The sequence below is a fragment of the Williamsia deligens genome (genome assembly GCF_024171765.1).
Lineage (GTDB): Bacteria > Actinomycetota > Actinomycetes > Mycobacteriales > Mycobacteriaceae > Williamsia_A > Williamsia_A deligens.
Genome location: NZ_JAMTCI010000001.1, coordinates 1,715,992 through 1,738,167, shown reverse-complemented (window position 1 = coordinate 1,738,167; position 22,176 = coordinate 1,715,992). Strand labels below are relative to the sequence as shown.

17 protein-coding genes are annotated in these 22,176 nt (G+C 70.3%); 2 read left to right on the top strand and 15 right to left on the bottom strand.

Going from position 1 to position 22,176, the window contains the following annotated elements:
* Positions 1–15: 15 nt before the first annotated feature.
* The 12 genes from fadD32 to LX14_RS08405 all read right to left on the bottom strand — a co-directional run bounded on the left by fadD32 (position 16) and on the right by LX14_RS08405 (position 17,109).
* The gene (fadD32, locus tag LX14_RS08460; RefSeq protein WP_253646779.1) at positions 16–1,908 is read right to left on the bottom strand and encodes a long-chain-fatty-acid--AMP ligase FadD32; all 1,893 of its coding nucleotides are present in this window, start codon (positions 1,906–1,908) and stop codon (positions 16–18) included.
* Between the two features lie 276 nt (positions 1,909–2,184).
* Positions 2,185–3,186, bottom strand: a complete 1,002-nt coding sequence (locus tag LX14_RS08455) for an LLM class F420-dependent oxidoreductase (RefSeq protein ID WP_253646778.1) — start codon at positions 3,184–3,186, stop codon at positions 2,185–2,187.
* A gap of 120 nt (positions 3,187–3,306) precedes the next feature.
* Complete coding sequence (locus LX14_RS08450; protein WP_253646777.1) at positions 3,307–4,287, bottom strand: cutinase family protein; 981 nt, start codon at positions 4,285–4,287, stop codon at positions 3,307–3,309.
* A 4-nt stretch (positions 4,288–4,291) separates the two neighbouring features.
* Positions 4,292–4,819 (bottom strand): DUF732 domain-containing protein, encoded by a 528-nt coding sequence (locus tag LX14_RS08445; protein WP_253646776.1) that lies wholly within the window; start codon positions 4,817–4,819, stop codon positions 4,292–4,294.
* A 109-nt stretch (positions 4,820–4,928) separates the two neighbouring features.
* Positions 4,929–6,833 carry an alpha/beta hydrolase-fold protein gene (locus tag LX14_RS08440; protein WP_253646775.1) on the bottom strand — a complete coding sequence of 635 codons (1,905 nt, stop codon included), beginning with the start codon at positions 6,831–6,833 and terminating at the stop codon, positions 4,929–4,931.
* A 153-nt stretch (positions 6,834–6,986) separates the two neighbouring features.
* Positions 6,987–7,967 (bottom strand): alpha/beta hydrolase, encoded by a 981-nt coding sequence (locus tag LX14_RS08435; protein ID WP_253646774.1) that lies wholly within the window; start codon positions 7,965–7,967, stop codon positions 6,987–6,989.
* Between the two features lie 222 nt (positions 7,968–8,189).
* A complete protein-coding gene (locus tag LX14_RS08430; protein ID WP_372505288.1) occupies positions 8,190–10,115 on the bottom strand; it encodes an arabinofuranosyltransferase AftB family protein in 1,926 nt (641 codons plus the stop codon).
* A 58-nt stretch (positions 10,116–10,173) separates the two neighbouring features.
* Positions 10,174–11,094 (bottom strand): decaprenyl-phosphate phosphoribosyltransferase, encoded by a 921-nt coding sequence (locus LX14_RS08425; protein WP_253646773.1) that lies wholly within the window; start codon positions 11,092–11,094, stop codon positions 10,174–10,176.
* Positions 11,091–11,714, bottom strand: coding sequence for a phosphatase PAP2 family protein (locus tag LX14_RS08420; protein ID WP_253646772.1), 624 nt, complete (start codon positions 11,712–11,714; stop codon positions 11,091–11,093). The genes LX14_RS08425 and LX14_RS08420 overlap by 4 nt, the downstream gene beginning before the upstream one ends.
* Complete coding sequence (locus LX14_RS08415; protein ID WP_253646771.1) at positions 11,695–13,647, bottom strand: glycosyltransferase; 1,953 nt, start codon at positions 13,645–13,647, stop codon at positions 11,695–11,697. Before LX14_RS08415 ends, LX14_RS08420 begins: the two co-directional genes overlap by 20 nt.
* The gene (glf, locus tag LX14_RS08410) at positions 13,644–14,843 is read right to left on the bottom strand and encodes a UDP-galactopyranose mutase (protein ID WP_253646770.1); all 1,200 of its coding nucleotides are present in this window, start codon (positions 14,841–14,843) and stop codon (positions 13,644–13,646) included. The genes LX14_RS08415 and glf overlap by 4 nt, the downstream gene beginning before the upstream one ends.
* Positions 14,844–14,880: 37 nt before the next feature.
* Entirely contained in the window at positions 14,881–17,109 is a 2,229-nt protein-coding gene (locus LX14_RS08405; protein ID WP_253646769.1) for an N-acetylmuramoyl-L-alanine amidase, read from the bottom strand.
* Positions 17,110–17,312: 203 nt separating this feature from the next.
* Between LX14_RS08405 and LX14_RS08400 the strand changes: the two genes are divergently transcribed.
* Positions 17,313–19,016, top strand: a complete 1,704-nt coding sequence (locus LX14_RS08400) for a SpoIID/LytB domain-containing protein (RefSeq protein ID WP_253646768.1) — start codon at positions 17,313–17,315, stop codon at positions 19,014–19,016.
* A 105-nt stretch (positions 19,017–19,121) separates the two neighbouring features.
* Positions 19,122–19,982 carry an HpcH/HpaI aldolase/citrate lyase family protein gene (locus LX14_RS08395; protein WP_253646767.1) on the top strand — a complete coding sequence of 287 codons (861 nt, stop codon included), beginning with the start codon at positions 19,122–19,124 and terminating at the stop codon, positions 19,980–19,982.
* A gap of 86 nt (positions 19,983–20,068) precedes the next feature.
* Here the strand turns inward: LX14_RS08395 and LX14_RS08390 are convergent, their stop codons facing one another.
* The 3 genes from LX14_RS08390 to LX14_RS08380 form a co-directional block, all read right to left on the bottom strand.
* The gene (locus tag LX14_RS08390) at positions 20,069–20,437 is read right to left on the bottom strand and encodes a hypothetical protein (RefSeq protein WP_253646766.1); all 369 of its coding nucleotides are present in this window, start codon (positions 20,435–20,437) and stop codon (positions 20,069–20,071) included.
* A gap of 80 nt (positions 20,438–20,517) precedes the next feature.
* Positions 20,518–21,348, bottom strand: coding sequence for an HAD family hydrolase (locus tag LX14_RS08385; RefSeq protein WP_253646765.1), 831 nt, complete (start codon positions 21,346–21,348; stop codon positions 20,518–20,520).
* Entirely contained in the window at positions 21,345–22,115 is a 771-nt protein-coding gene (locus LX14_RS08380; protein WP_253646764.1) for a lysophospholipid acyltransferase family protein, read from the bottom strand. The genes LX14_RS08385 and LX14_RS08380 overlap by 4 nt, the downstream gene beginning before the upstream one ends.
* Positions 22,116–22,176: the final 61 nt, after the last annotated feature.

Below are 22,176 nucleotides of genomic sequence, written 5' to 3'. Positions count from 1 at the left end.
ATCGGTATGTGCGCGTCAGTCGTCGGGTGCGTCGGGGAACGCCGTCTGGGTGTATCCCCCGCGCAGGGTGCCGTCGATGTACGCGTTCTTGCAGGCCGTGTGGGCGATCTTGCCGCTCGACGTCCGCGGGATGGACCCGGCGGGCACCATCAGGACGTCGCGGGCCATCACGCCGTGCCGCTGGGCGATCGCGGCGCGGACGACGTCGGCGACCTCGGTGGGGTCCTGACGCTTGCCCGTGTTGCGTTCGCCGACGATCACGAGCTGCTCGGATGCGTCGTCCGGATCGTGCTTCATGCCCGACGACGAGTTGGCGAAGACCTCGGCCGGCAGCTGGTTCGCGGGGACCGAGAACGCCGCGACGAAGCCCGGACGCAGTGCCGTCGTGGCCTCCTGCGCGCTGAACTCGAGATCCTGCGGGTAGTGGTTGCGGCCGTCGACGATGACGAGGTCCTTGACGCGACCGGTGATGAAGAGGTCACCGTCGAACCAGACGCCGTAGTCGCCAGTGCGCATCCACCGGTCGGGACGCTGCGCGCCCTGCGCGTGGCTGCCCTCGGCCAGGGGGTGGTCGAGGGTGTTGCGGAAGGTCTTCGCGGTCTCCTCCGGCCGTCCCCAGTACCCGTGACCCAGGTTGATGCCGTTCAGCCAGATCTCGCCGACGACACCGTCGGGCTGTTCCGTCGCGGTCTCCGAGTCGACGATCGCCGCCCACTGACTCCGCGCGACCTGTCCGCAGGCGACCTGCGCGACGGCGCCGGGTGCGGACCGGTCGACGACGGTGAACTTGCCGGCGTTGAGGTCGTCGCGGTCGACATAGACGACCTTCGGTTCGCGGTGGCGGGGCGGCGCGGACACGAAGAGCGTGGCCTCCGCCATGCCGTAGGACGGCTTGATGGCGGACTTCGGCAGGCCGTAGGGCTCGAAGGCCTCCTGGAACTTCGACATCGAGCTCACGGTGACCGGCTCGCTGCCGTTGATGAGGCCGATGACGTTGCTGAGGTCGAGGGACTCCCCGTCGCGCGGGAGACCGCGTGCGGCCGCGTGCTCGTAGGCGAAGTTCGGCGCGGCGGCGAAGGTCTCGGCGCCGTCGGAGATCGCCGCGAGTTCCTTGATCCACCGGCCCGGACGTCGCACGAAGGCGGCCGGACTCATGATGGTGATGTACTTGCCGCCCAGCGCCGGGACGATGACCGTCAACAGGCCCATGTCGTGGAACATCGGCAGCCAGGTGACGCCGCGGCAGTTGTCGTTCAGATCGAGCGCGTCGATCATCTGCAGGGCGTTCGCGCCCACCGACTCGTAGGTGATCTCGACGCCGGCCGGGGTGCGCGTCGAGCCCGAGGTGTACTGCAGGTAGGCGATGTCGTGCAGTGCGACCGTCGGCCGGCGCCAGGTGTCGCCGACGGAGTCCGGCACCGCGTCGACGGCGATGACGCGCGGGCGCTGCTTGGCCGGCAGCGGCTTGAAGAAGTCGCGCACGGCCTCGGCGGACTTGGTGGCCGTCAGGATCACGGTGGGCTCGCAGTCGCCGAGGACCGCGTGCAGCCGGTCGGTGTGGCCGGGCTCGTCCGGTGAGAACAGCGGGACGGCGATGTTGCCCGCGTAGATCGCACCGAAGAACCCGACGACGTACTCCAGGGACTGCGGCGCCAGGATCGCGACGCGGTCACCGGGCTTGGTCACCTGTTGCAGACGGGCGGCGACAGCGCGCAGACGCTTGCCGAACTGGGCCCAGGTGAGCTCCGTGGCCTCGCCGTCGCGTTCGCGGCTGTAGTCCATGTAGCGGTATGCGAGCGTGTCGGCCTTCTCGACGACGTTCCGCTCGACGTACTCGACGAGGGTGTCCCCCTCGGCCAGGTGGAGGTTCCCGTCCCCGTCGAGGAAGTCCGAGAACTCACGCTTCATCAAAACTCCTGTTGGCATGATCCGCCCCGTCCCATCGAGTCGCATGTGCACCGGGATCGGCCTCGTCACGCGCCGATCGTCGGTGTTCGGGAATCGTCGGGCAGGTCGGACGACCTGGCCGCGGATGCGCCCCCCAGCGTTCCCGTTTCCGTCCGTGCAGCAGAGCGCCCGCAGCGGGTACGCGGGGCCCCGACCCCACGTCGTCACACTGCGCGGCAAACCGAGAGCATCCTATCCACTTGTCCGGTCTCGTTGTGGGCTGACCCATCACACCGCTCACCGTTCCCCCTCCCGCAGGAGGGGGATGACCGGCGCGAAAGCGTCCATCTGCGTCGGGAAGACGCCGACGTAGGACATCGTCGTGCGCTCGCGGACGGTACGGATCTGCTCGGCGATCTCCTCGAACGACCCGAGCATGATGTACGGCGAGGAGAGGATGTCGTCGACGGTGAGCTCGGCGTCCTTGGCCAGGTTCGGCGGGAAGCCGGAGTCGATGGCGGACAGGACCATCTCCGCGGTCGAGACGCGGTCGTCGGTGACGAGGATCGTCGCGATCGTCCAGTTCAGCTCGATGTCCTCGAACCGGTCGCCCGCGGCCTGCCGGATGACGTCGACCCGCTCGATCGTCTTCTCGATGGTCATGTCGGAGAGACGCAGGCGGCCGTCCGGCGTCGAGCCCGTGGCCACCGAGATGATGTCGGCGTGCTTGGCGGCCATCGCGAGCATCCGGGGCCCTCCGGCACCGACCATGATCGGCGGGCGGGGGCCCTGTCGCGGCCGTGGTGCGCCGACGACCTTCTCCACGTCGTAGTACTTGCCGTGGAACGTGCACTCCTGGCCGCGCATGAGGACGTCGAGGATGGTCAGCGCCTCGTCGACCTGGGCGAGTCGTTCACCGGGGGTGCCGAACCAGATGCCGGCGGCGTCGAAGTCCTCGCGGAGCCAGGAGGCGCCGATGCCGAGTTCGAGGCGTCCCTTGCTCAGGACGTCGATGGTGGTGGCCTCCTTGGCCAGCACGACCGGGTGGCGCAGGCCCGCCGCCAGGGTGGTGGTGGCCAGGCGGATGGTGCTCGTGGCCTGACTCAGGGCGCCGAGCGCGGCGAGCGGTCCGACCTGGTTCTCGAGGTGGTCGGGGATGGCGAACGTGTCGAACCCGTACTCCTCGGCCCGCTGCGCGAGCGCCACGAACTTGCGGGCGCCGCCCTCGTCGCGGTTGCCCTCCCCGCCGGCCGCGAACCGGAACGGCCGCGGCGATGAGGTCGGGTCGCTCGTCGTCATCGTGCTCCCATTCCCGGTCGGCGATGTGTGGCGGTGCTCAGGCGCAGAACGTGGTCACGATAGTGGCGGGACCGGGGTCCACCCAAACCCGCCCATACGCGACCACGAACGGATCGGCCATCAGTTGTGCGGAGGACGGGGTGCGTCGGCGATCAGCGAACGTGCCCACCCGAACATCCAGCGCGTCGCGGACGCTCCGTCGTCGTTCCAGTAGCGCGTCGTCGCGTACATCGCGTGGACCGGGTTGTTCAGGGCGCCGGCGATCTTCGACAGCCCCTCGAGGGGGTTGACGATCGTCGGGGAGTCGCAGATGAGGTCGCCCGGGGCACACAGCGACCACGTGCGGTCCTTCAGGTCCCCGAACCCGCCCGGTCGGCCACCGGTCATGGAGATGCCGGGGACGATGCCGCCCAACCCGCCGAGGGCCACCTCGGCGCCGACGCCGTCGGGGTTCGGTCCCGCCGACTTCGCCTCACCCGGCTGACGACGACCGTCGGCGATCAGGCCGACGCCGAGTACCTGGTCGGCGGCGACAGGACCGCGGCCGGTGCCGATGGAGGAGGCGATGTCACCGGCGATCACCGCGCCCTGCGAGAACCCCATGAGCACGAACCCGGTGAGCGGGCACCGGCCGGCGACCGTCGAGATCTCGGCGCGGGCACGCTGGTTCCCCTGGGCGCGCGAGGTGTTGTAGTCGGTGGTGCGGTCGGTCGGGACCGTCGGGTTCCGGAACTGGGCGACGTACGGGACCGTGTAGACGTCCGCACGCGACGACGGGAACGCCTCCGACAGCGGTCGGGACACCTTGAGCATCAGCGAGTTCGGGTTCGCGGACGGCGCGTACGGGTCGTCGCCGGCCGAGGACTCCCACGTACCGGGGATGACGACCACCTGCACGTCGGGGCAGTCCGCCGGCTGCGCGGTCGCCCGGGGAGCGCTCGACGACGGTGACTGTCCGGGCAGACGGGGACCGCCGGGCGAGGGCTGCAGCAGATTCCAGATGAGGACGATCACCAGGACGATCGCGATGATCGCGAGGGCGGCGACCCCCAGGAGCACCCACAACCAGGTGCGGCGGCGGGACCGTGTGCGACGGGCCATCGACTCAGCCGCAGTACTTGCTCGACGCGGCCGCGATCACCTTGTCGGCGTTCGACGACGCCGCCGCGGCGTCGGTCGTGCCGGACGCGACGATCGCGGTGACGAACGTCTTCACCTGCGCGGTCGGGGTGTTGCGCGCCTTCTCGGCACAGATGTAGTCGGCGGCGCCGAGCGCGATGGAGTTGTCCGGGTCGTTCGGGACGGTCACACCCACGCGCTTGAGCTCGGCGAGGTACGCGGCACCCTTGGTGCCCGCGGGTGCGGGGGCACCGCCCGGGAAGCCCGACGGTGCAGCCGTGCCCGACGGTGCGGTGGCGGGCAGCGACGATCCACCCACCGGCGCGGACGGGTCGACGGAGGCGTCCTGCGACGACGAGGGTGCCGCGGAGGAGGTGATCGACGTGGTCGCCTCGGCCGAGCTGCTGCTCACCGGCGCCGAGACCGTCGAGTCGCCGCTGCCGCAGGCTCCCAGCACGGCCACCGCCGCGATCCCCGCCACAGCCGCTCCCAGACGTACGCGCGTCTTCCGCATCTACTCCCCTTCTCGTCGGTGTCGGCCCGCCAGGCTACCGGCGTGCGCGATCGGGCCGGGCGGGTCGGGGGCGGGCCGCCGGCAGCCCCGGGCTGTCGGCGGTGTCAGCTCAGTGGACGACGGCCGCGCCGTTGATCTCCTCGATGTACCCCCGCTCGAAGTTCACCCGGTTCCCGCCGGTGATCGCGAACTGGTCGCTGATCGGGTAGCCGAGACGACCGTTCTCGAAGCCGGCCTGTCCCCAGGCGTCGAAGATCTTGCCGGTCGGCACGGCGAACGCTCCGAGCGTCGGCGTCCAGTAGATGTTGCCGCCCTCGAAGCGGTTGAAGCGGCCGCCGCGGGCGGCACCGAGTTCGTTCGACGTCGGGAACCCGAGGTATCCACCCTCGAACCCGGTCTTGCCGTACTTGTCGAAGATCCGGCCCTGCACGGAATGTGCCCCGGTCGACGGCGTCCAGTAGTACGCGCCCAGGGAGAAGCCCTGCACCCGTCCCTTGCTGTTCGGCGTGTCGATCTCGTCGCCCGTGGGGTAACCCATCGGTCCGCGCTCGTAACCGGCCTTGGCCCAGTCCGCGAGGATCGCGCCCGCGACCGGGTGCGCGCCGGTCGCCTGCGTCCAGTAGATGTAGCCGTTCTGGAACTTGGTGAGGCGACCCTTGCGGTCGGGCGTGCCGAGCTCGTCGCTGATCGGGAACCCGAGGAACCCGTCGGTGCCACCGGAGGCCACGTACGACCCGCCGATCGCGCCGCCGACGACGTGGGCGCCGGTCGCCGAGGACCAGAGGATGCGGCCGCCGAAGAAGTCCTGGGCCCGTCCACCCGGCACCCCGTACTCCGGGGTCAGGCACTGACCGAGCTCCTTGTGCTTGTCGGCGACGGGCTTGATCGCCCCGCCGACGCCGCACTTGGGCGTGTCGGCGGCGACACCGAGGGCCCGGGCGGCCTGCGGCCACGCCTGGTGCATCTCGAACTCCCAGTAGCCCCACGTGTGCGTGCCCGACGGGCGGTACACGGCCTGCGCGGCGACGCCGAGCTGGTTGAGCTTCGTCGCGAACTGGGTCGAGGTCACCCGGGACAGCACCTCGAGTCCGACGCCGGCGTAGTTGGTCGCCAGATACGGCAGGTCCGACGGGGTGTCGTACTGCCCGATGAGGCCGTTGCCCGACGAGACGTAGAGGCTGACGCCCTTGAGCTTGTCGGCGTGCAGGTACGGGTCGTGTTCCTTCCACGCCGGGTCCGACGGCGGGCCGAACATCTTGGCCGAGTCGTATCCACCGGCGTCCCGGACGGCGAACTGCACGGCCTGGGGCATCGCGAAGGACGACAGCTGCAGGATCCCGGAGAACGAGGCCGCGAACGTGAAGAAGCCCGGGTTGCGCTCGGCCAGCATCATCGCCGCCGTGCCACCCATGGAGAGGCCCTCGACGCCGCGCACGTCGGTGGCGCGCCACTGGTTGGCCAGCACCGGCGGGAGTTCCTTGGTCAGGAACGTCTCCCACTGGTAGTTCTTGCCCTTGTCCGGCTGCTTCCAGTCCATGTAGAAGCTCGACTCACCGCCGACCGGCAGGACGACGGTGACGTTCTTGTCCTTGTAGAAGTTCTCGGCGTCGGTGTTGATCGTCCAGCCGCTCTGGTCCTCCTGGGCGCGCAGACCGTCGAGCATGTACAGCTGGGCGAACTTCTCCGTGGGCGAGGCGTTCCAGTCCCGGGCGAGCAGCAGCTGCACCTGGATGTTGCGCCCCATGGCGGGCGAGTACACCCAGATCGCGACACGACGGTCGCTGTACCAGAACGTGTTCGTCACCTTCACGCCCGGTAGCGCCACGGGGGCGGGGTTGGGCGCGGGCGCGCTCGACGACGCGGCAGGGGTGTCCGTGCCGGTGCCGGGAGCGGCGAGAGCCGTCCCGGTGGCGGTCATCGACAGCACCACCGCCGAGGTCGCCGCGACCACACCGAGCCGCCACAGCCCCGCTCGACCGCCATCCGTCCGCCGACGACGCACACCCATCACCATCCACACCCTTCGCCCAGCAGGTCCCGCGACACGCGAGACGCCCTACGCGTAGAAGAACTACACGCAGGGCGTCGCGAAGTGTGGAAGCCACACTGTTACTGGTGTGAATTTGTGTGAATCGTGAGGCTTCTGTGACTCACGGTCCGGCGACCGTCAGTCGCGGAACCACCCCTGGTTCAGCGCGCGGAACACCATGTCGGACCAGTAGCCCCATGCGTGCAGGCCCGTGCTCGGGAAGTCCGAGGTGATCTGCACGTTGTTGATGAGCGCCTGGACCTGGAACGCGCGGCTCTGCGCCAGCGAGAGCGCCTCGAGCGGCGCGCCCTGGATCAGTCCGATCGGATCGACCGGGAAGCGACCCTGCAGACCGCTGCCCGCCGCGACACGCACCTTCTTGCCGCGCATCTTGCCGATCTGCACGAGCGGGTCGTTCTCGAGCCAGCGCACGCTGGTCGGCGGGCCCCACATGGAGTCGGAGTTGAACGGGCCGACACCGGCCTCGATGCCCGCGTCGAGCAGGGCGATACGGATGGCCTCACGCATGCCCGGCGCCGAGAGGTTCAGGTAGCCCGACATCGAGAACAGGTGGTCGATGCGCGGGTTGTTCGCGCCGATCACCATCGACGAGTTGCCGCCCATGGAGATGCCCATGATGGCGTACTTGCCCGTGCGGCCGACCGCGAGACCCATGCGGTCCAGCGTCGGGATCAGGCTCTGGTTGATGGCGCAGCTCCACCGGTAGCGGTAGGGCTGGTTGTTGAAGTTGCTGGGGGCGTCCCAGTCGCTGTAGAAGCTCGCGAGACCGCCGACCGGCTCCACGACGTTGACACCACGATCGGCGAGGTCCGCGATGCGGGTGTTGTGCTCCCACCCGCTGACGTCGCTGGTGGCGCGCAGCCCGTCGAGGGCGATGACGGTCTTGTAGTTGCCCGGCCGGGTCCACATCCGCACCTTGACCGCCGGCATGCCGCAGCCGTTGATGAAGATCTGGCGGACACCCGGGGCGGCCGACGCCGTACCCGCCTGTCCGACCACCACGCCGAGTCCGGCGAGGGTCGCGACGGCGACGAACACCGCGGCGAGGCGGCGCGCGAGGCCGCCGGAGGCGGGGTTCTTCGGTGTGGTCACACCCATCGACTCGTGCTCACTCTCTTGTCCTGTGCGCTTGTCGCGCAGCTCAGGGTCGGTACGCGAACAGCGATCTCGCACCGTTCGGCAGCCTATGTGACGGGTTTGCCACCGGCAAACCCGTGTCGGCGATCCGTCGACGACCTGTGCGACGACGTGACCTGCAGGTACAGGCCAGCCAGAAACGTATCGCACCGGGACGCGCCGCCGTTACACATTCGAGACCGATCACCGGCCGCCGCGCACGGGCGGCGGGATCGGGAGCTTGCATCGCTGCAGCTCATAGCGGGGTACGCGCTCGATCCGGTAGTCGGTGAAAGTCCGCGCCTGCAGGACGTTGCGCTTGAACCGTGACAGCGACATCGGCTCCTTGTAGGAGGCGATCAGGTCCTCGGTCGGGCGGCAGGTGAGTGCCTCCTTGGCCTGTCGCACCCAGTCCTCGTCGAGGTAGAGCGGCAGGAACGGGTGCAGCTCGACGGCGCCGGACTCGGCGACGACCCACTCGGTGTCGAGGTCCTTGTCGTGGCCGATCCGCGCGTACTCGAGTCGCTCGGTGTGCGAGGCGATCGGGTAGGCCAGCCCCATCTGGTCGACCACGCGCACGTCGAGGGGCGCGTTCATGCTGGTCATCCCCAGGTTGAGGAAGAAGACGGTCAGCTGCTTCGGTGTGCCGGCCGGGAGGCGGTCGGGCAGTGGGTCGTACCACCAGCTGTCGTAGTCGGCCGACGGGAGCAGGACACCGCCCCGCTCGGCGTGCTCGTCGATGTTCTCCACCATCGCGCGCATCCGCGGGTAGTCGAGGTAGTCCTCCGCGGTGATGGGGTGCTTGATCGACATGTTCTGGATGTAGAAGCGTCGTTCGTCGACGATCCCGCTGCGGCCGATGTCGGTGCCGTTGTGCATCCCCGGCGAGTGCGACGTGGCGATCGCCCACACGACGACGGTGACGAAGAACGCGGTGGACAGCACCGCACCGACGATCTCGGTGGTGACGGCGCGCCGGGCGGCCCCCCGCAGGCGGGGGAGCGTGATCGGGATGACGACGACCGGCAGCAGCAGCAGGAACAGAGGGACGAGCATGACGCGCGCGTGCATGAAGTCGCCGCCCTGCCGCAGCCAGTAGACGCCCTCGAGCAGACCACCGAGGACGAACACGGCGACGACGGCTCCCGGGCTGCGCAGCCGCGCGCTCGACCGTGCGATCCGGCCGCCGCGCACCGGTGTCGCGACGCGGTCGACCGATCGGGTCCGTGCGAACCAGAGCAGTGCGCCGGCGACGACGGCGATCACGACCGGCAGCAGCAGGACGTACGGGCTGAACAGGTTCCCGAGGTATCGGAATCCCTGCTCCCACTTCGACCCGGTCGCGTCCTTGGCGACGGCGGTGTTCGGCACCAGCAGGCCGTAGTAGCCCATCCGGAAGATCTGGTAGCCCACCGGGAGCACCGCGGCGACGATCGCGAACCCGATGCGCAGGCGCCACGTCATCGGCGAGCAGACCACGAGCAGCAGCACCAGCGCGCCGACGAGGGCGAGCTCCGGCCGGATCAGCGGCGACAGGCCGGCGGTGAACCCGATGGCGAGGATCCGTCCGGCGTCGCCGCCGGCGGGACGGCGGGCGAAGGCGACCATCTGCACCCACAGGACGGCCACCCAGAAGATGCAGAGGCTGACCTCGAGGCCACTCGTCGCGAAGTCACGGGCGGGGGGCAGCGCGATGTAGATCAGCGCACCGAACGGCACGACGACCGCCGTGCCGACACCCGCGCGCAGGTCGAGGAGTCGGTAGGTGCCCCAGATCGCGATCGGGAGCGCGGCCACCGAGAGCACCAGGGCGATCCACAGCACGACGTACTCGACCTGGGCGTCGGTGACCCAGCTCCAGAACCAGATGAGATAGGTCCACACCGTGGAGGTGTTGGCCTCCACGCGCTCGCCCTCGTTGAAGACCGGACCGTTGCCGGCCAGCAGGTTGCGGACGGTGCGCAGGACGATCAGCCCGTCGTCGGCGATCCACCGGCGTTCCCAGGCCCCGTACGCGAAGAAGACGGCGACGACGACGGCGCTGATCCCGGCGGTGAGTGCGGGCAGGCGGGCGAAGCGACCTCCACGGGGACCGTCGTCGACGGCGGCGCGGTGCGCGCCGGTGCCCACGGATGTGTCGGTGCCGGCACGTGTGTCGGGGTCTACGGGTGTGTTCGGGCCCGTGGACTCAGGAGACGAGATAGACCGCGACACCGACGCATACTAACCAGGCCACGGCGAGACACTGCAGGACACGGTCACCGAGGGCGATCTCCTCCGGTTCACCGGCCTGTCCCCCGTCGACGTCGACGGCGTACCGCAGGATCGCGACGGTGAACGGCACCATCGAGACCGCATAGAAGACGTTCTCGTCGTGGTCCCGGGAGAAGGCCCACAGTCCGTAACAGAGCACGACGGCGGTCGCCGACAACGTCCACACGAACCGCAGGTAGGTGGTCGTGTAGTACTCGAGCGACTTGCGGATCTTCGCGCCGGTGCGCTCGGCGAGCTGCAGTTCGGCGTAGCGCTTGCCCGCCGCCATGAACAGCGATCCGAACGCCATGACCAGCAGGAACCACTGCGACAGGCCCTTGGGCAGCTCGGCCGCGACACCACCGGCGATCGCGCGGAGCAGGAAGCCCGACGACACGATGCAGATGTCGAGGACGGCCTGGTGCTTGAGACCGAAGCAGTAGGCGAGCTGGATGGCGATGTAGACGGCGATGACCGTGGCGAGCTGCCAGTTCGCCAGGAACGACAGCCCCAGCGCCGCGACACCGAGGACGGTCGCCAGCACGAAGGCGAACGACCGCGGGACCACGCCCGCGGCGATCGGCCGGTAGCGCTTGGTGGGGTGCGCGCGGTCGGCCTCGACGTCGAGGGCGTCGTTGACGAGGTAGATGCACGACGCGGCCATGCTGAACACCACGAACGCGATCGCGGTGCGCGCGATGACGTCGGCGTCGCCGACAGCACCCGCCGCCACCGGCGCGGCCAGCACCAGGATGTTCTTCACCCACTGGCGTGGTCGGACGGCCTTGACCAGGCCCGCCGCGAGAGACTTCGGAGGTCCCTTGACCTCGGTCGTCTCGATCGGCTCCTCGCTCATCGTTCTCCCCTGATCGGCCCGCGCCCGCGCAGGGCACGGCCGGCGGCATCGAGCTGCGCGATCGCGCGCGCGGTCAGTCTGTCATCCCGTGCGACCGCGGCCGCGCACACCGCTCCCAGCAGCGCTCCCGCCGCGACATCGGACGGATAGTGCACGCCGAGCACGAGACGCGACGCGACCATCGGGGGCACGAGCACCCCGGGCAGTGCCGCGGGCGGCAGGCCCGCGGCCCGTCCGAGGAGGATCGCGGCGGCGGTGGTGGACGTGGCGTGGCTCGACGGGAAGCTGAGCCGGCTGGGTGTGCCGACGCCGACCCGGATGCGGGGGTCGTGGGGGCGGCGGCGCCGCACCACACGCTTGACCACGACCGACGCGGCATGGGCCCCGAACGCCCCGATGCCCGCCTGCGCCCACCGGACGCGGGCGGCCTCGTCACCGCGGACCGTGGCCACGGAGAAACCGACACCCGCGGCGACGAGCCAGCCGAGTGCGTGTTCGCCGAGATGCGACAGGCCCCGCGCCGCCGGCAGCACGCCGGGGGCGTCGGCGACGGCCCCCTGGATCGCGATCAGCGCGGCGACCTCGCCGCGTGCGCGGTCATCAGTCGATGCCGAAGACACGGGCCCAGCTCTCCTTGCTCGTCAGCTGCGGCGCCGCGTCACGGTAGCGACGACGCATCTCGGGGAACCGCTCGTTGACCTGCTTGTGCACCGCGAGCGACTCCCGCAGCAGCGACAGCATCGTGTCGCGGTCACGCTTGCGGTAGACCACACCGCGGCCGTCTGCGGTGGTCACGGTGACACCGTCCACGCGGCCGAGGGAGAACCAGCGCGCCTCGATCGGCGGGAAGTTGGCCTGCGGCACCTCGTGGTGGTGCGGGTCGGCCGGACGCAGGTTGTTCCGTACGGCCTTGCCCAGTGCGGCGATCTTCGAGATCGGGTTGCCGGGGGCGTTGCGACCGAGTCCCGTCGCCTCCCCGGAGGTGCGGGGCAGTTCGGTGGCCGATCCCAGCACCACCGCGTCGGGGTACTGCTTGCGCAGCGCCGCCACCTTGGGCAACGCGGTGGGCAGCAGGTCGACGAGGTTCTCGGGGCCGGCGAGGAAGTCGCGCATGGCCTCGATCTGGATGGCCGCCGTCGAGTACTCCAGGCAGATCAGGTGTTTGATCAGCGCCTTGATGGACGACTGCATGATCCCGCGGTGCGGACCGTCGTGGTGCAGGGCCGCGACGACCAACCGGTTCCGCAGGTGGAAGTAGGCCTGCCAGTCGATCGCGTCGTCCTTGTCGCTCCAGGCCATGTGCCAGATCGCGACACCGGGGACCGTCGCGGTCGGGTAGCCCGCCACGCGTGCCCGCAGCGCGTACTCCCAGTCGTCCCATTTGATGAACAGCGGCATCGGCAGCCCGATGTCCTCTGCGCACACCCGCGGGATCATGCACATCCACCAGCCGTTGCCGTCGACGTCGATGCGACGGTGCAGGTCCTTGGAGTTCTCCGTGTCCCGCAGCGGGTACTTAGAGAAGTCGTGGTCGTAGGTGACGAACGGCGCCGAGGTCCACATGAAGACGCCGCGGTCGATCGCCTCGCCCATGGAGTGCAGGTGGCTGCGCTCCTGCAGGTTGAGCATCTGACCGCCGACGAGCATCGGGTCCTTCGCGAACCGGGAGAGCGCGAGGGCGCGCAGGATCGCGTCCGGCTCGATGGCGATGTCGTCGTCCATGTAGAGGATGTAGGGGCTGTCGGTCTGCTCGAGCGCCTCGTACATGATCCGGCTGTAGCCGCCGGAGCCGCCGAGGTTGGGCTGGTCGAACATGTGCAGCCGGTCACCGAGAGCCTCTGCGGCAGCGGTGAAGCCGTCCTGATCGCGCACCTTCCGGGTGCCCTGGTCGGGCATCATGACCGCGTCGATCACCTCGTCGACGAGGGGGTCGGAGGTCAGCGCTGCCAGCGCCGCGACGGCGTCGGCCGGACGGTTGAAGGTGGGGATCCCGACGGTGACCCGTTTGCTGTCGGGACCGGACGCCGGCGTCGTGGAGGCGTACCAGCCCGCTCCGGTGATCTCGACGGCGGTGTCGGTGGTGACGTCGAACCAGATCCAGCCACCGTCCTCGAACGGACCGAGGTCGACGACGAACTCGACGACACCTGTTCCGTCGTCACCGATCTCGACGAGCTTGCCGTCCACGGCGATCCGCGAACCGTCGATCTTCGAGCGGTAGACGTCGACCCGGCAGGCGGCGTGGGCGTCGGAGCTCGCGGCGACCTCGACATGCAGCACGACCTCGGTGAGCACGCTCCAGCGGCGCCAGTAGGAGGCGGGGAAGCCGTTGAAGTAGCTCTCGAAGCTGACCTCCGACTCCGCCCCGAGCGCCACCGACGTCCGCGAGGTGGCGTGTGCGCGACGGGCGTTGGTCTCGGACTCGACGAGGTACAGCGACCGGACGTCGAGCGGCTCGCCCCGACGCGGGAGGATCACCCGCTGCAGGAGCGACCGCGCCGTATCGGAGGCACCGCGTTCGACGTCGGTCGCCGGTGCTGCACTCGCGCTCACGAGGCGTCCGCCTCGACCAGTGGTGCACCGTCCCGCAGATGCGGCGCGATCGTGTTGGTCCACAAGGTCAACGCGCTCGCGATCGCCATGTGCATGTCGAGGTACTGGTACGTCCCCAGCCGACCGCCGAACAGCACCTTCTCCGAGGCGGTCTCCGCCTTCGCGCGCTCCCGGTACCGCGTGAGCTTCTCGCGGTCGTCGGGGGTGTTGATCGGGTAGTACGGCTCGTCACCGGACTCCGCGAACCGGCTGAACTCGCGCATGATGACGGTCTTGTCGCGCGGGTAGTCCCGCTCGGGGTGGAAGTGGCGGAACTCGTGGATGCGGGTGAACGGCACGTCGGCGTCGTTGTAGTTCATCACCGGGGTCCCCTGGTAGTCACCCGTGTCGAGCACCTCGGTCTCGAAGTCGAGTGTGCGCCACCCCAGTTCACCGTCGACGTAGTCGAAGTACCTGTCGAGCGGACCGGTGTAGACCACGGGCGCATCGGGATTCGCCGCGCGCACGGTGTCGCGGATGTCGAACCAGTCGGTGTCGAGGCGGACCTCGATGTTCTCGTGACGGGCCATGTTCTCGAGCCAGGCGGTGTAGCCGTCGACAGGCAGACCCTCGTGGGTGTCGTTGAAGTAGCGGTTGTCGAACGTGTAGCGGACCGGCAGGCGGGTGATGTTGCCGGCGGGCAGTTCCTTGGGGTCGGTCTGCCACTGCTTTGCGGTGTAGTCGCGGATGAAGGCCTCGTAGAGCGGGCGGCCGATCAGGCTGATCGCCTTCTCCTCGAGGTTCTGCGCGTCCTCGGTCTTGATCTCACCGGCCTGCTCGGCGATCAGCGCGCGGGCCTGCTCGGGGGTGAAGTAGCGACCGAAGAACTGCGAGACCAGTCCGAGACCCAGAGGGAACTGGTAGGCCTGGCCGTCGTGGAGGGCGAACACCCGGTGCTGGTAGTTCGTGAACTCGGTGAACCGGTTGACGTACTCCCACACCGTCTCGTTGGAGGTGTGGAAGAGGTGCGCCCCGTACTTGTGCACCTCGATGCCGGTGGTCGGCTCGGGCTCGGAGTAGGCGTTGCCGCCGAGGTGGTGGCGACGCTCGACCACCAGCACCCGTTTGCCCAGTTCGGCCGCGGTCCGCTCGGCGACGGTGAGCCCGAAGAAGCCCGATCCGACGACGATGAGGTCGTACTGCTGGTCTGCTGCCACGGGGGTTCAGGGTAACGGACCGGACAGGGCGCCCGGCTCAGGCGGCGGGTGGGGAGGTCGCCACGGCCGCCGGGGTCGTCGGGACCGGGACGTCGGTGGTCGGGACGGTCACCGGGGCCGATGCCGCACCCGGGAGCAGGCGGGCCTTCATCTCGCGGATGAACTCCTCGACGAACTTCTGGGCGACCTGCACCACCACCCCGGAGGACTTCGTGAACACCAGGGTCCCGAACTGGAACGCCTGCGTGATGATCCCGTCGAGCGGCGAAGACTCCTCGGACGTCGGCAGGCCCAGCGACGACTTCTCGTAGCCGACGCCACCCCACGCGCTGCCGATGACACCCTTGACGATCTGCGCCCCGGTCTGTGGCGACCAGTAGATCTTGCCCTTGTCGAAGTCCACGAACTTGGCCGCGCCGTCGGGCGTGGTCTTCTCGGTGTCCAGGGCGTTGCCCAGCAGACCGGTGGCGCCGCCCGTCGACAGCCACTTCTTCGCGATCTCGCCGGTGTCGGTGGTCGCGAGGACGTCCTGCGCACCCGGTGCTGTCGCGGGCCCGGGAGCCGCGCTCGTGGGCGAGGTCGTCGCCACCGCGTCGGGCGCGGCGGTCGGCGCGCTGGTGCCGGCGGCGGCGAGGTTCCCCGCCGCGACGGCCCGGATGGCCGGCAGCGCCGCGTACCCCAGGGTGCCGGGGCACTCGGTGCTGTCGTAGTCGCGGTGACCGGAGATCGTCGGCAGGTTGGACACCTCACCCGCCCCGTACCGCGCCGATTCGAACCCCTGCGAGGTGAGCTGGGCGGTGCCGTTCGGGTCGAGCCCGGCGAGCTTGAGCCGCCAACCCAGGTAGCTCCCGACGGACCGGATCAGGTCCGGTGTCGGGGCGACGTCGTTGTAGTCGCCGAGCATCGCGACGCCCACGGTCTCGCGGTTGAAGCCGCCCGTGTGGGTGCCCTGGACGTTGCGGTCGAGTCCGCCGAACGCCCCCTCGAAGACCTGGCCGTACTTGTCGACGAGCGCGTTGTACCCGATGTCGCACCAGCCCAGCGTCTGCGCGTGGTAGGCGTAGATGCCGCGGACGATCTCCGCCGACTGCTCGGGTGTGTAGTCGTTGCTGCCCGCGGAGTGGTGGACGACCGCGGCTTTCAGCGCGGGGTCGTAGGTGGGCTGGTCGCACCGCTTCGACTCGTCCGCGCCCCACTGCGCCCGCGTGATGATCGGTGGCTGCTGGCCCGCCGGGACGGTCGCGGCGCCGCCCGCGCCCCCACCGAGACCCTTCAGCGTCCCCGTGCCGGGGTCGATCAGTGCCGCCTTGAGGGTCGACACGACGTTCTCCAACGGGCCAGGAGCCGCCGACGTGGTGACCGGTGCGGGTGCCGTGGCGGTCGTGGTCGCGCCGGTGGGCGCGGGGGCGCCGGCCGCACCGGAGGGCGCGAGCGGGTCACCGGCGACGGGAGCGCGCGGGACGGTGAAGGCACGCGGTGCGATCTCACCCGGAGTCACGGTCATCTGGGGGTTGGACCCGGGTACCGGTGTGGAGGACCCGACCTGCGGTGGCAGGGTCGTCCCCTCCCGGGCCGGCGTCGCCACCCCGGCGCGGGTGACCGCGACCTGCACCGCACGGGTCGCACCCACCCAGATGGGTTCGGTGCCCATCGCGGTGGTGGTGCGCGCGGGTTCGCCGTCGATCGCGTCGGCGGAGAGCCACGGGCCCCAGGACCTGTCGGGCTTCTGGGCGCGGACGAACGCCGTCGTCTGCGCGAGGGCGTCGGCGGCGGCACCGGCAGCGGTCGGCCCGACGAGGTCGTCCCAGGTGAGGGCGACCATCGAGAACGGGTCCGGTCGGCTGATCTCCTTGACCACCGCGCCGGTCGGGATGTCCGCCGAGACCGGCGTCCGCGGATCGGTGGTGACGGTGGCCGGCGAGGTCGTCGACGTCGACGGCGTCGGCACCAGCGCGTCGAGCAAACCCTTCGGCAGCGCCGTGCCCAGGTCCGGCAGCGACGACAGGTCGATGGGCGGCAGGGTGACACCGGCCCGGGCGAGACCCGACCGCACCAGGTCGACGACGACGCTGGGCACGGAGTCGAGTGCGACCTGGCGCACCGTTGTCTGCGCCGCCGTGTCGGGGGTCCCGGACTCGACGGCCGCGTCGGGCGCACTGCCCGCGAGCAGGACGACTGCGGGACTGGCCACCACGACGGCGGCCACGGTCGCGAGCACGACGGACGGTCGACGGGTGCGGTGGCGCACGGTCGGGCTCAGGCGCACGGTGGAGTCTCCCTCGGCAGCAGAGATCGGCCGGAATTCGGACGAACCGCCACATCCTCAGCGCGCCGACACGCCGCACCCGGGACGCGACACGGCGCGGCGTGTGACTTGTGATGCTGTTGTTATCGGCTGGGGCTGTTGTGACTCGGATTCGGACACTAACGTCCCAGGGGTTCCGCCCCCGACCGTGAGGACCCCCGCCGATGGCACGACGAGCCACCGACCGCTCACGGCTGGGCTGGGTGGGCCTCGGCCTGGCACCCGCGCTCGTCGTCGGCGCCGTCGCGACCGGGATCCAGATCGCCGATCGCACCGTCGACGACAGCGTCAGCCTGTCGGTCGGGAACACGGTCACCCTGATCGGCCACGGTTTCGGCCACGGCCGCGGGATGGGCCAGTACGGCGCGTTCGGCTACGCCAAGCGCGGGTGGAAGTACGACCAGATCCTCGCCCATTACTACGGCGGTACCTCCGCGGGGAAGGTGGACAACACGCCGGTGTCGGTGACCCTGACACAGCAGTCGACGGCGAGTGTCCGCGCGGACGCCGGGATGAGGGTCGGTGGCCAGACGGTGGCGCCCGGACAGGCAGTTCGCCTGTCCGGGTCCACTGCCACGGTGACGGCGGGATGCGGTGGTGGCGTGGTCCGCACCGTGCCGCTGGCCAAGCCCGTGGTCGACCCGATCACCGCCGGGGCGAACCGCCCCGCGAACGAACTGCTCCGCTTCTGCGGGAACAACACCGCCTACCGCGGCTCCGTCGGACTCGACGGCGGCCGCGTGGTGAACATCGTCGGCATCGACGACTACGTGAAGGGCGTGACACCTCGCGAGAGCCCCGCACGCTGGGCCGACGAGGGAGGCGCGGAGGCATTGAAGGCCCAGGCCGTCGCGGCACGGACCTACGCTCTCGCCGCGATCGCCAAGGGCAAGAAGATCGACGACACGATGATGTCGCAGGTCTACGGCGGCGCCTCCGGTGAGGACCCCCGGACCAACTCCGCCGCGGACGCCACCGCCGGCCAGATCCGCGTCGTCGGCGGACAACCCGCGTTCACCGAGTTCTCCTCGTCGACCGGCGGCTACTCCGCGGGGATCAACTTCCCCGCTGTCGTCGACGACGGCGACACCGAGTCGCCGAACCACAACTGGACCGCCACCGTGAGCGCGGGGAGCATCGCCTCGGCCTTCGGCGTCGGCGCGTTGCGCGACATCGCGGTCATCGAGGCCAACGGGCTCGGCGCCGAGAACGGCCGCGCCACGAAGGTCCGCATCTCCGGCAGCAGCCGGACCGTGGAGGCCACCGGCGACGACGTCCGCAGCAAGCTCCAGCTCAAGTCCGCGTGGTTCACGGTGCAGGGGCAGCCGAAGCCGCGGATCGTCGCTCCGTCCGGCGGTGTGGGCGCAGCGACGCCGGGTGCGGGATCGCCGCTCGGCGGGGTGGCCTCGGACGTCTCCGGCGGCCTGCTCCCGTCCGTGCTCGACGCGATCACGAAGGCGATCGGCGGCGGCACGACCCCGACCACACCGTCGGCCCCCGCGGGTACCACCCCGTCGACGTCCGCCCCGGCACCGTCGACGGGAGCCGGCTCCGGTGTCGTCGGGACCATCACCCAGGGCATCGGCGGCATCGCCTCGAACGCGACCACGCAGTTCCTGACCGCGGCCATCGCGGCGATCGACGCGAAGATCGCCGAACTCGGTGGGCCGAAGGGCGTGCTGGGTCAGGTCCTGTCCCCGGTGATCACGCTCGTCGGCGGCGCCATGCAGAAGTTCGCCAACGGCACCGTCTACTTCAGCCCCGACACCGGCGCCCACGCGCTGACCGGATCGGCTCTGACCGACTTCGTCTCGAAGGGCGCGGAGTCCGTGCTCGGCTTCCCCGCGAAGGACGCGATCGGCGGCTGACACCCCGCGGGCGAAACGCACGATGTGAACATAATGAGCACAAGCTTCCCCGCGGCGACACACACCGAGATGATCGAGGTCACGTCGACCCAGAAGGTGTGATCTGTGACCGCTGCCGCCGAGTACCCCCGAACCCGTGCGTCCGCGCACCGTCCGCCGTCGGACGTGGCGCGCTCCTGGCTCCTCGTCCCCGGACGCGCGGACGGTGAGGACGCGATCGACGCCGCGCTGACCTCCTCCGCCGACGCCGTGATCCTCGACCTCGAGGACGGTCTCGCCGCCGACCTCCGTCCCCAGGGCCGTCGCGCCGTCCGTTCCTGGCTGGGCCGCGAGAGTGCGTGGGTCCGCGTCAGCCCGTCGGGGTCGCCCGACTGGTCCGCCGACCTGACCGCGATCGCCGGTGCGGAGGGTCTCGCGGGCGTCGTGCTGGCCAAGACCGAGTCCGCCGTCGAGGTCGCCGCCACAATCGGCCGGCTCGGAGCGCGGGTCCCGGTGGTCGCCTTGATCGAGTCGGCGCTCGGCATCGAGAACGCACTCGACATCGCCCGCCACCCCGGGTGTTCCCGGCTCGCCTTCGGGCTCGGCGACTTCCGTCGTGACACCGGCGTCTCCGCCGATCCGATGGCGTTGGCCTACGCGCGCGGACGTCTCGTCGTGGCCTCCCGCGCCGCCGGCCTGCCCGGCCCCATCGACGGGCCGACGCTGAAGAACGCCTCCGACCGGCTCGACACCGAGACCCGGGTGACGGTGAGCATGGGCATGACCGGCCGGCTGTGCCTGGTCCCCGACCACGCCGCCCGGGTCAACGAACTCCTCGGCCCGTCCCGCGAGGACATCGACCAGGCCCGCACGACGGTCTCCCGTCTGGGCGGCGGCAGCGTCTACGACGGCAGTGATCTGCCCCTGCTCGGGCGGGCGGAGTCCGTCCTGCACCGCGCCGAGCGTCTCGGCCTCGTCGACGACTGAGCGTCACCGGGGTTCCCACACACGCGAGAACGCCCCGCACGGTGTGCGGGGCGTTCTGGCTGTAGGCGCGGTGACGCGGGGTCGGATCAGTTCGTGACGGGGGCGCCGGAGCGCGCGGTGCCGACGTCGGTCAGGCAGATCGCGGTGATGGTCGCGGTCCAGCCGACCGGCTTGTCCAGCTTGACGACCGGGTTGGGCTGCTCGGCGCAGGCCTGGTTGCCGTTGAGGCGCACCGAGTTGAACAGGTAGAGGTTGATCTCCGCGCCGATCACGGCGCTCTGCGGGGTCGGGTAGTACCGCGACGTGAAGGTCTTGGTGTACAGCCCCTCGCCGGTGGCGGGCGCGGCGCCCGCGGCGCCTGCCCCCACGGTGACGAGTCCTGCAACCGCCGCTGTCGCGGCGAGCCCCCCGGCCACGGAACGAACGATGCTTCGACGGTCCTGTGCGATGTCCATCACACCAGTGTGACGTAGAGGCCCCCGGGTGTCCATGTCAGGGTCATGTCCGAGAAGTCCGTATCCGCCCTGGTGTCGGCCTAGAGGAACCACCGCGCCAGCACCCGGCCGACGCCCTCGTCGTTGCTGCCGGTCGTGACCTCGTCGGCCGCGTGACGCGCCTGCGGGTGCGCGTTGGCCATGGCGACGCCGCGGGTCGCCCACCGCAGCATCTCGACGTCGTTCGGCATGTCCCCGAACGCGACGACGGCGTCGGTCGGCAGCGACGCGATGTCGGCGAGGATGCGCAGGCCGCTCGCCTTGTCGATGCCGGGCAGCGCGAGCTCGATCAGACCGTTGTCGGTGGAGAACGTGATGGCCGCGCGATCGCCGACCGCGGCCCGCATCCGATCGGCCATGTCACCGCTGCGCATCGACGACGAGCGGATCAGCAGCTTCACCGCGGGTGCGGCGATCACCTCGTCGTCGCCGACCTCTATGTGGTCGGGGTTGAGCCAGGCGTGTTCGTATCCGGGGTCGGCGACGAACGTCGGACTCGCCGCGTCGTCACCGGGGTCACCGACCCGTTCGGCGGCGAGCCCACATCCGGGCAACTCGCGGCGCGCGGCCTCCGCGAGATCGGCGAGCGCCGACGTGCTCAGCGTCGAGGCGTGCAGGACCGAGTCGTGGACGATGTCGTAGACGATCGCGCCGTTCGCGCAGACGGCGTAGGTGGCGTGGGGGATCTGTCGGGCGATCTCGTCCACCCATCGGGGTGGGCGGCCGGTCGCCAGGACGAACGGCACCCCGCGGTCCGCGGCGGTGGCGAGCATGCGCCGCGTCAGCGGACGCACCGTCCCGTCGTCGTCGATGAGGGTGCCGTCCACGTCGCTCACGATCAACGACGGCGGCCCGAAGGCGCGTGCGCTCACGCGTCCCGCTCCGCTCGTCGTGCCGCGCGGGCGGCGGCTTTCTCCCGGTCCTCCACGATCTCGATCTCGTGCGCCTCCGCCGGTGTCGGTGCGGACCCACCCATCGCGGCGGGGACCCAGTCGGCGCCGCGCGGATGGTCCGGGTACTCGGCGCGGACGGCGTCGAGCATCTGCGTCATCACGGATTTGAGGCGGGCCGTCTCGGCGACAGGATCCGCGCCCGTGGCGACGGTCAGGGGTTCACCGAAACGCACGCTGATCGGGATCCTCGCGCGCCCCATGCGGCGGCGCGTCCCCTTGGACCACTGGCGCTGCGCCCCCCACACGACGCACGGGACGATCGGGACGGAGGCCTCCATCGCCATGCGCACCGCACCGGTCTTGAAGTCCTTCAGCTCGAAGCTGCGGCTGATGGTGGCCTCGGGGTAGACCCCGAGCAGGTAGCCCTCGCGCAGCTCGTCGACGGCGGTCGCATAGGCCTGCGCGCCGGCCGAACGGTCCACCGGGACCGTGTGGGTGTGCTCGATGAGGAAGCGCACCACGCGGTTGTCCATCATCTCCGACTTGATCATGTAGCGGACGCGCCGCCCGGCGCGGTACACGCCCAGGGCGGCGGGCAGGAAGTCGACGTAGCCGGTGTGGTTCACCGCGATCACCGCACCACCCTTGCGGGGGACGTTGTCCTCGCCCACAACCTGCAGTCGCACGCCTTGGAGACGGGTCAGGGTGTGCGCCGCGATCTCCAACGACCGGTAGACCGGTTCCATGCGACCAGGGTATCGAGGCCCTCGGTCGCGGTGGCGATGGACGGCGATGGACGGTGGGAAC

Excerpts from the sequence above, each read along its gene's own strand:
- fadD32 (WP_253646779.1), bottom strand. The coding sequence starts at position 1,908 with ATGAAGCGTGAGTTCTCGGACTTCCTCGACGGGGACGGGAACCTCCAC.
- LX14_RS08455 (WP_253646778.1), bottom strand. The coding sequence starts at position 3,186 with ATGACGACGAGCGACCCGACCTCATCGCCGCGGCCGTTCCGGTTCGCG.
- LX14_RS08450 (WP_253646777.1), bottom strand. The coding sequence starts at position 4,287 with ATGGCCCGTCGCACACGGTCCCGCCGCCGCACCTGGTTGTGGGTGCTC.
- LX14_RS08445 (WP_253646776.1), bottom strand. The coding sequence starts at position 4,819 with ATGCGGAAGACGCGCGTACGTCTGGGAGCGGCTGTGGCGGGGATCGCG.
- LX14_RS08440 (WP_253646775.1), bottom strand. The coding sequence starts at position 6,833 with ATGGTGATGGGTGTGCGTCGTCGGCGGACGGATGGCGGTCGAGCGGGG.
- LX14_RS08435 (WP_253646774.1), bottom strand. The coding sequence starts at position 7,967 with ATGGGTGTGACCACACCGAAGAACCCCGCCTCCGGCGGCCTCGCGCGC.
- LX14_RS08425 (WP_253646773.1), bottom strand. The coding sequence starts at position 11,094 with ATGAGCGAGGAGCCGATCGAGACGACCGAGGTCAAGGGACCTCCGAAG.
- LX14_RS08400 (WP_253646768.1), top strand. The coding sequence starts at position 17,313 with ATGGCACGACGAGCCACCGACCGCTCACGGCTGGGCTGGGTGGGCCTC.
- LX14_RS08390 (WP_253646766.1), bottom strand. The coding sequence starts at position 20,437 with ATGGACATCGCACAGGACCGTCGAAGCATCGTTCGTTCCGTGGCCGGG.
- LX14_RS08380 (WP_253646764.1), bottom strand. The coding sequence starts at position 22,115 with ATGGAACCGGTCTACCGGTCGTTGGAGATCGCGGCGCACACCCTGACC.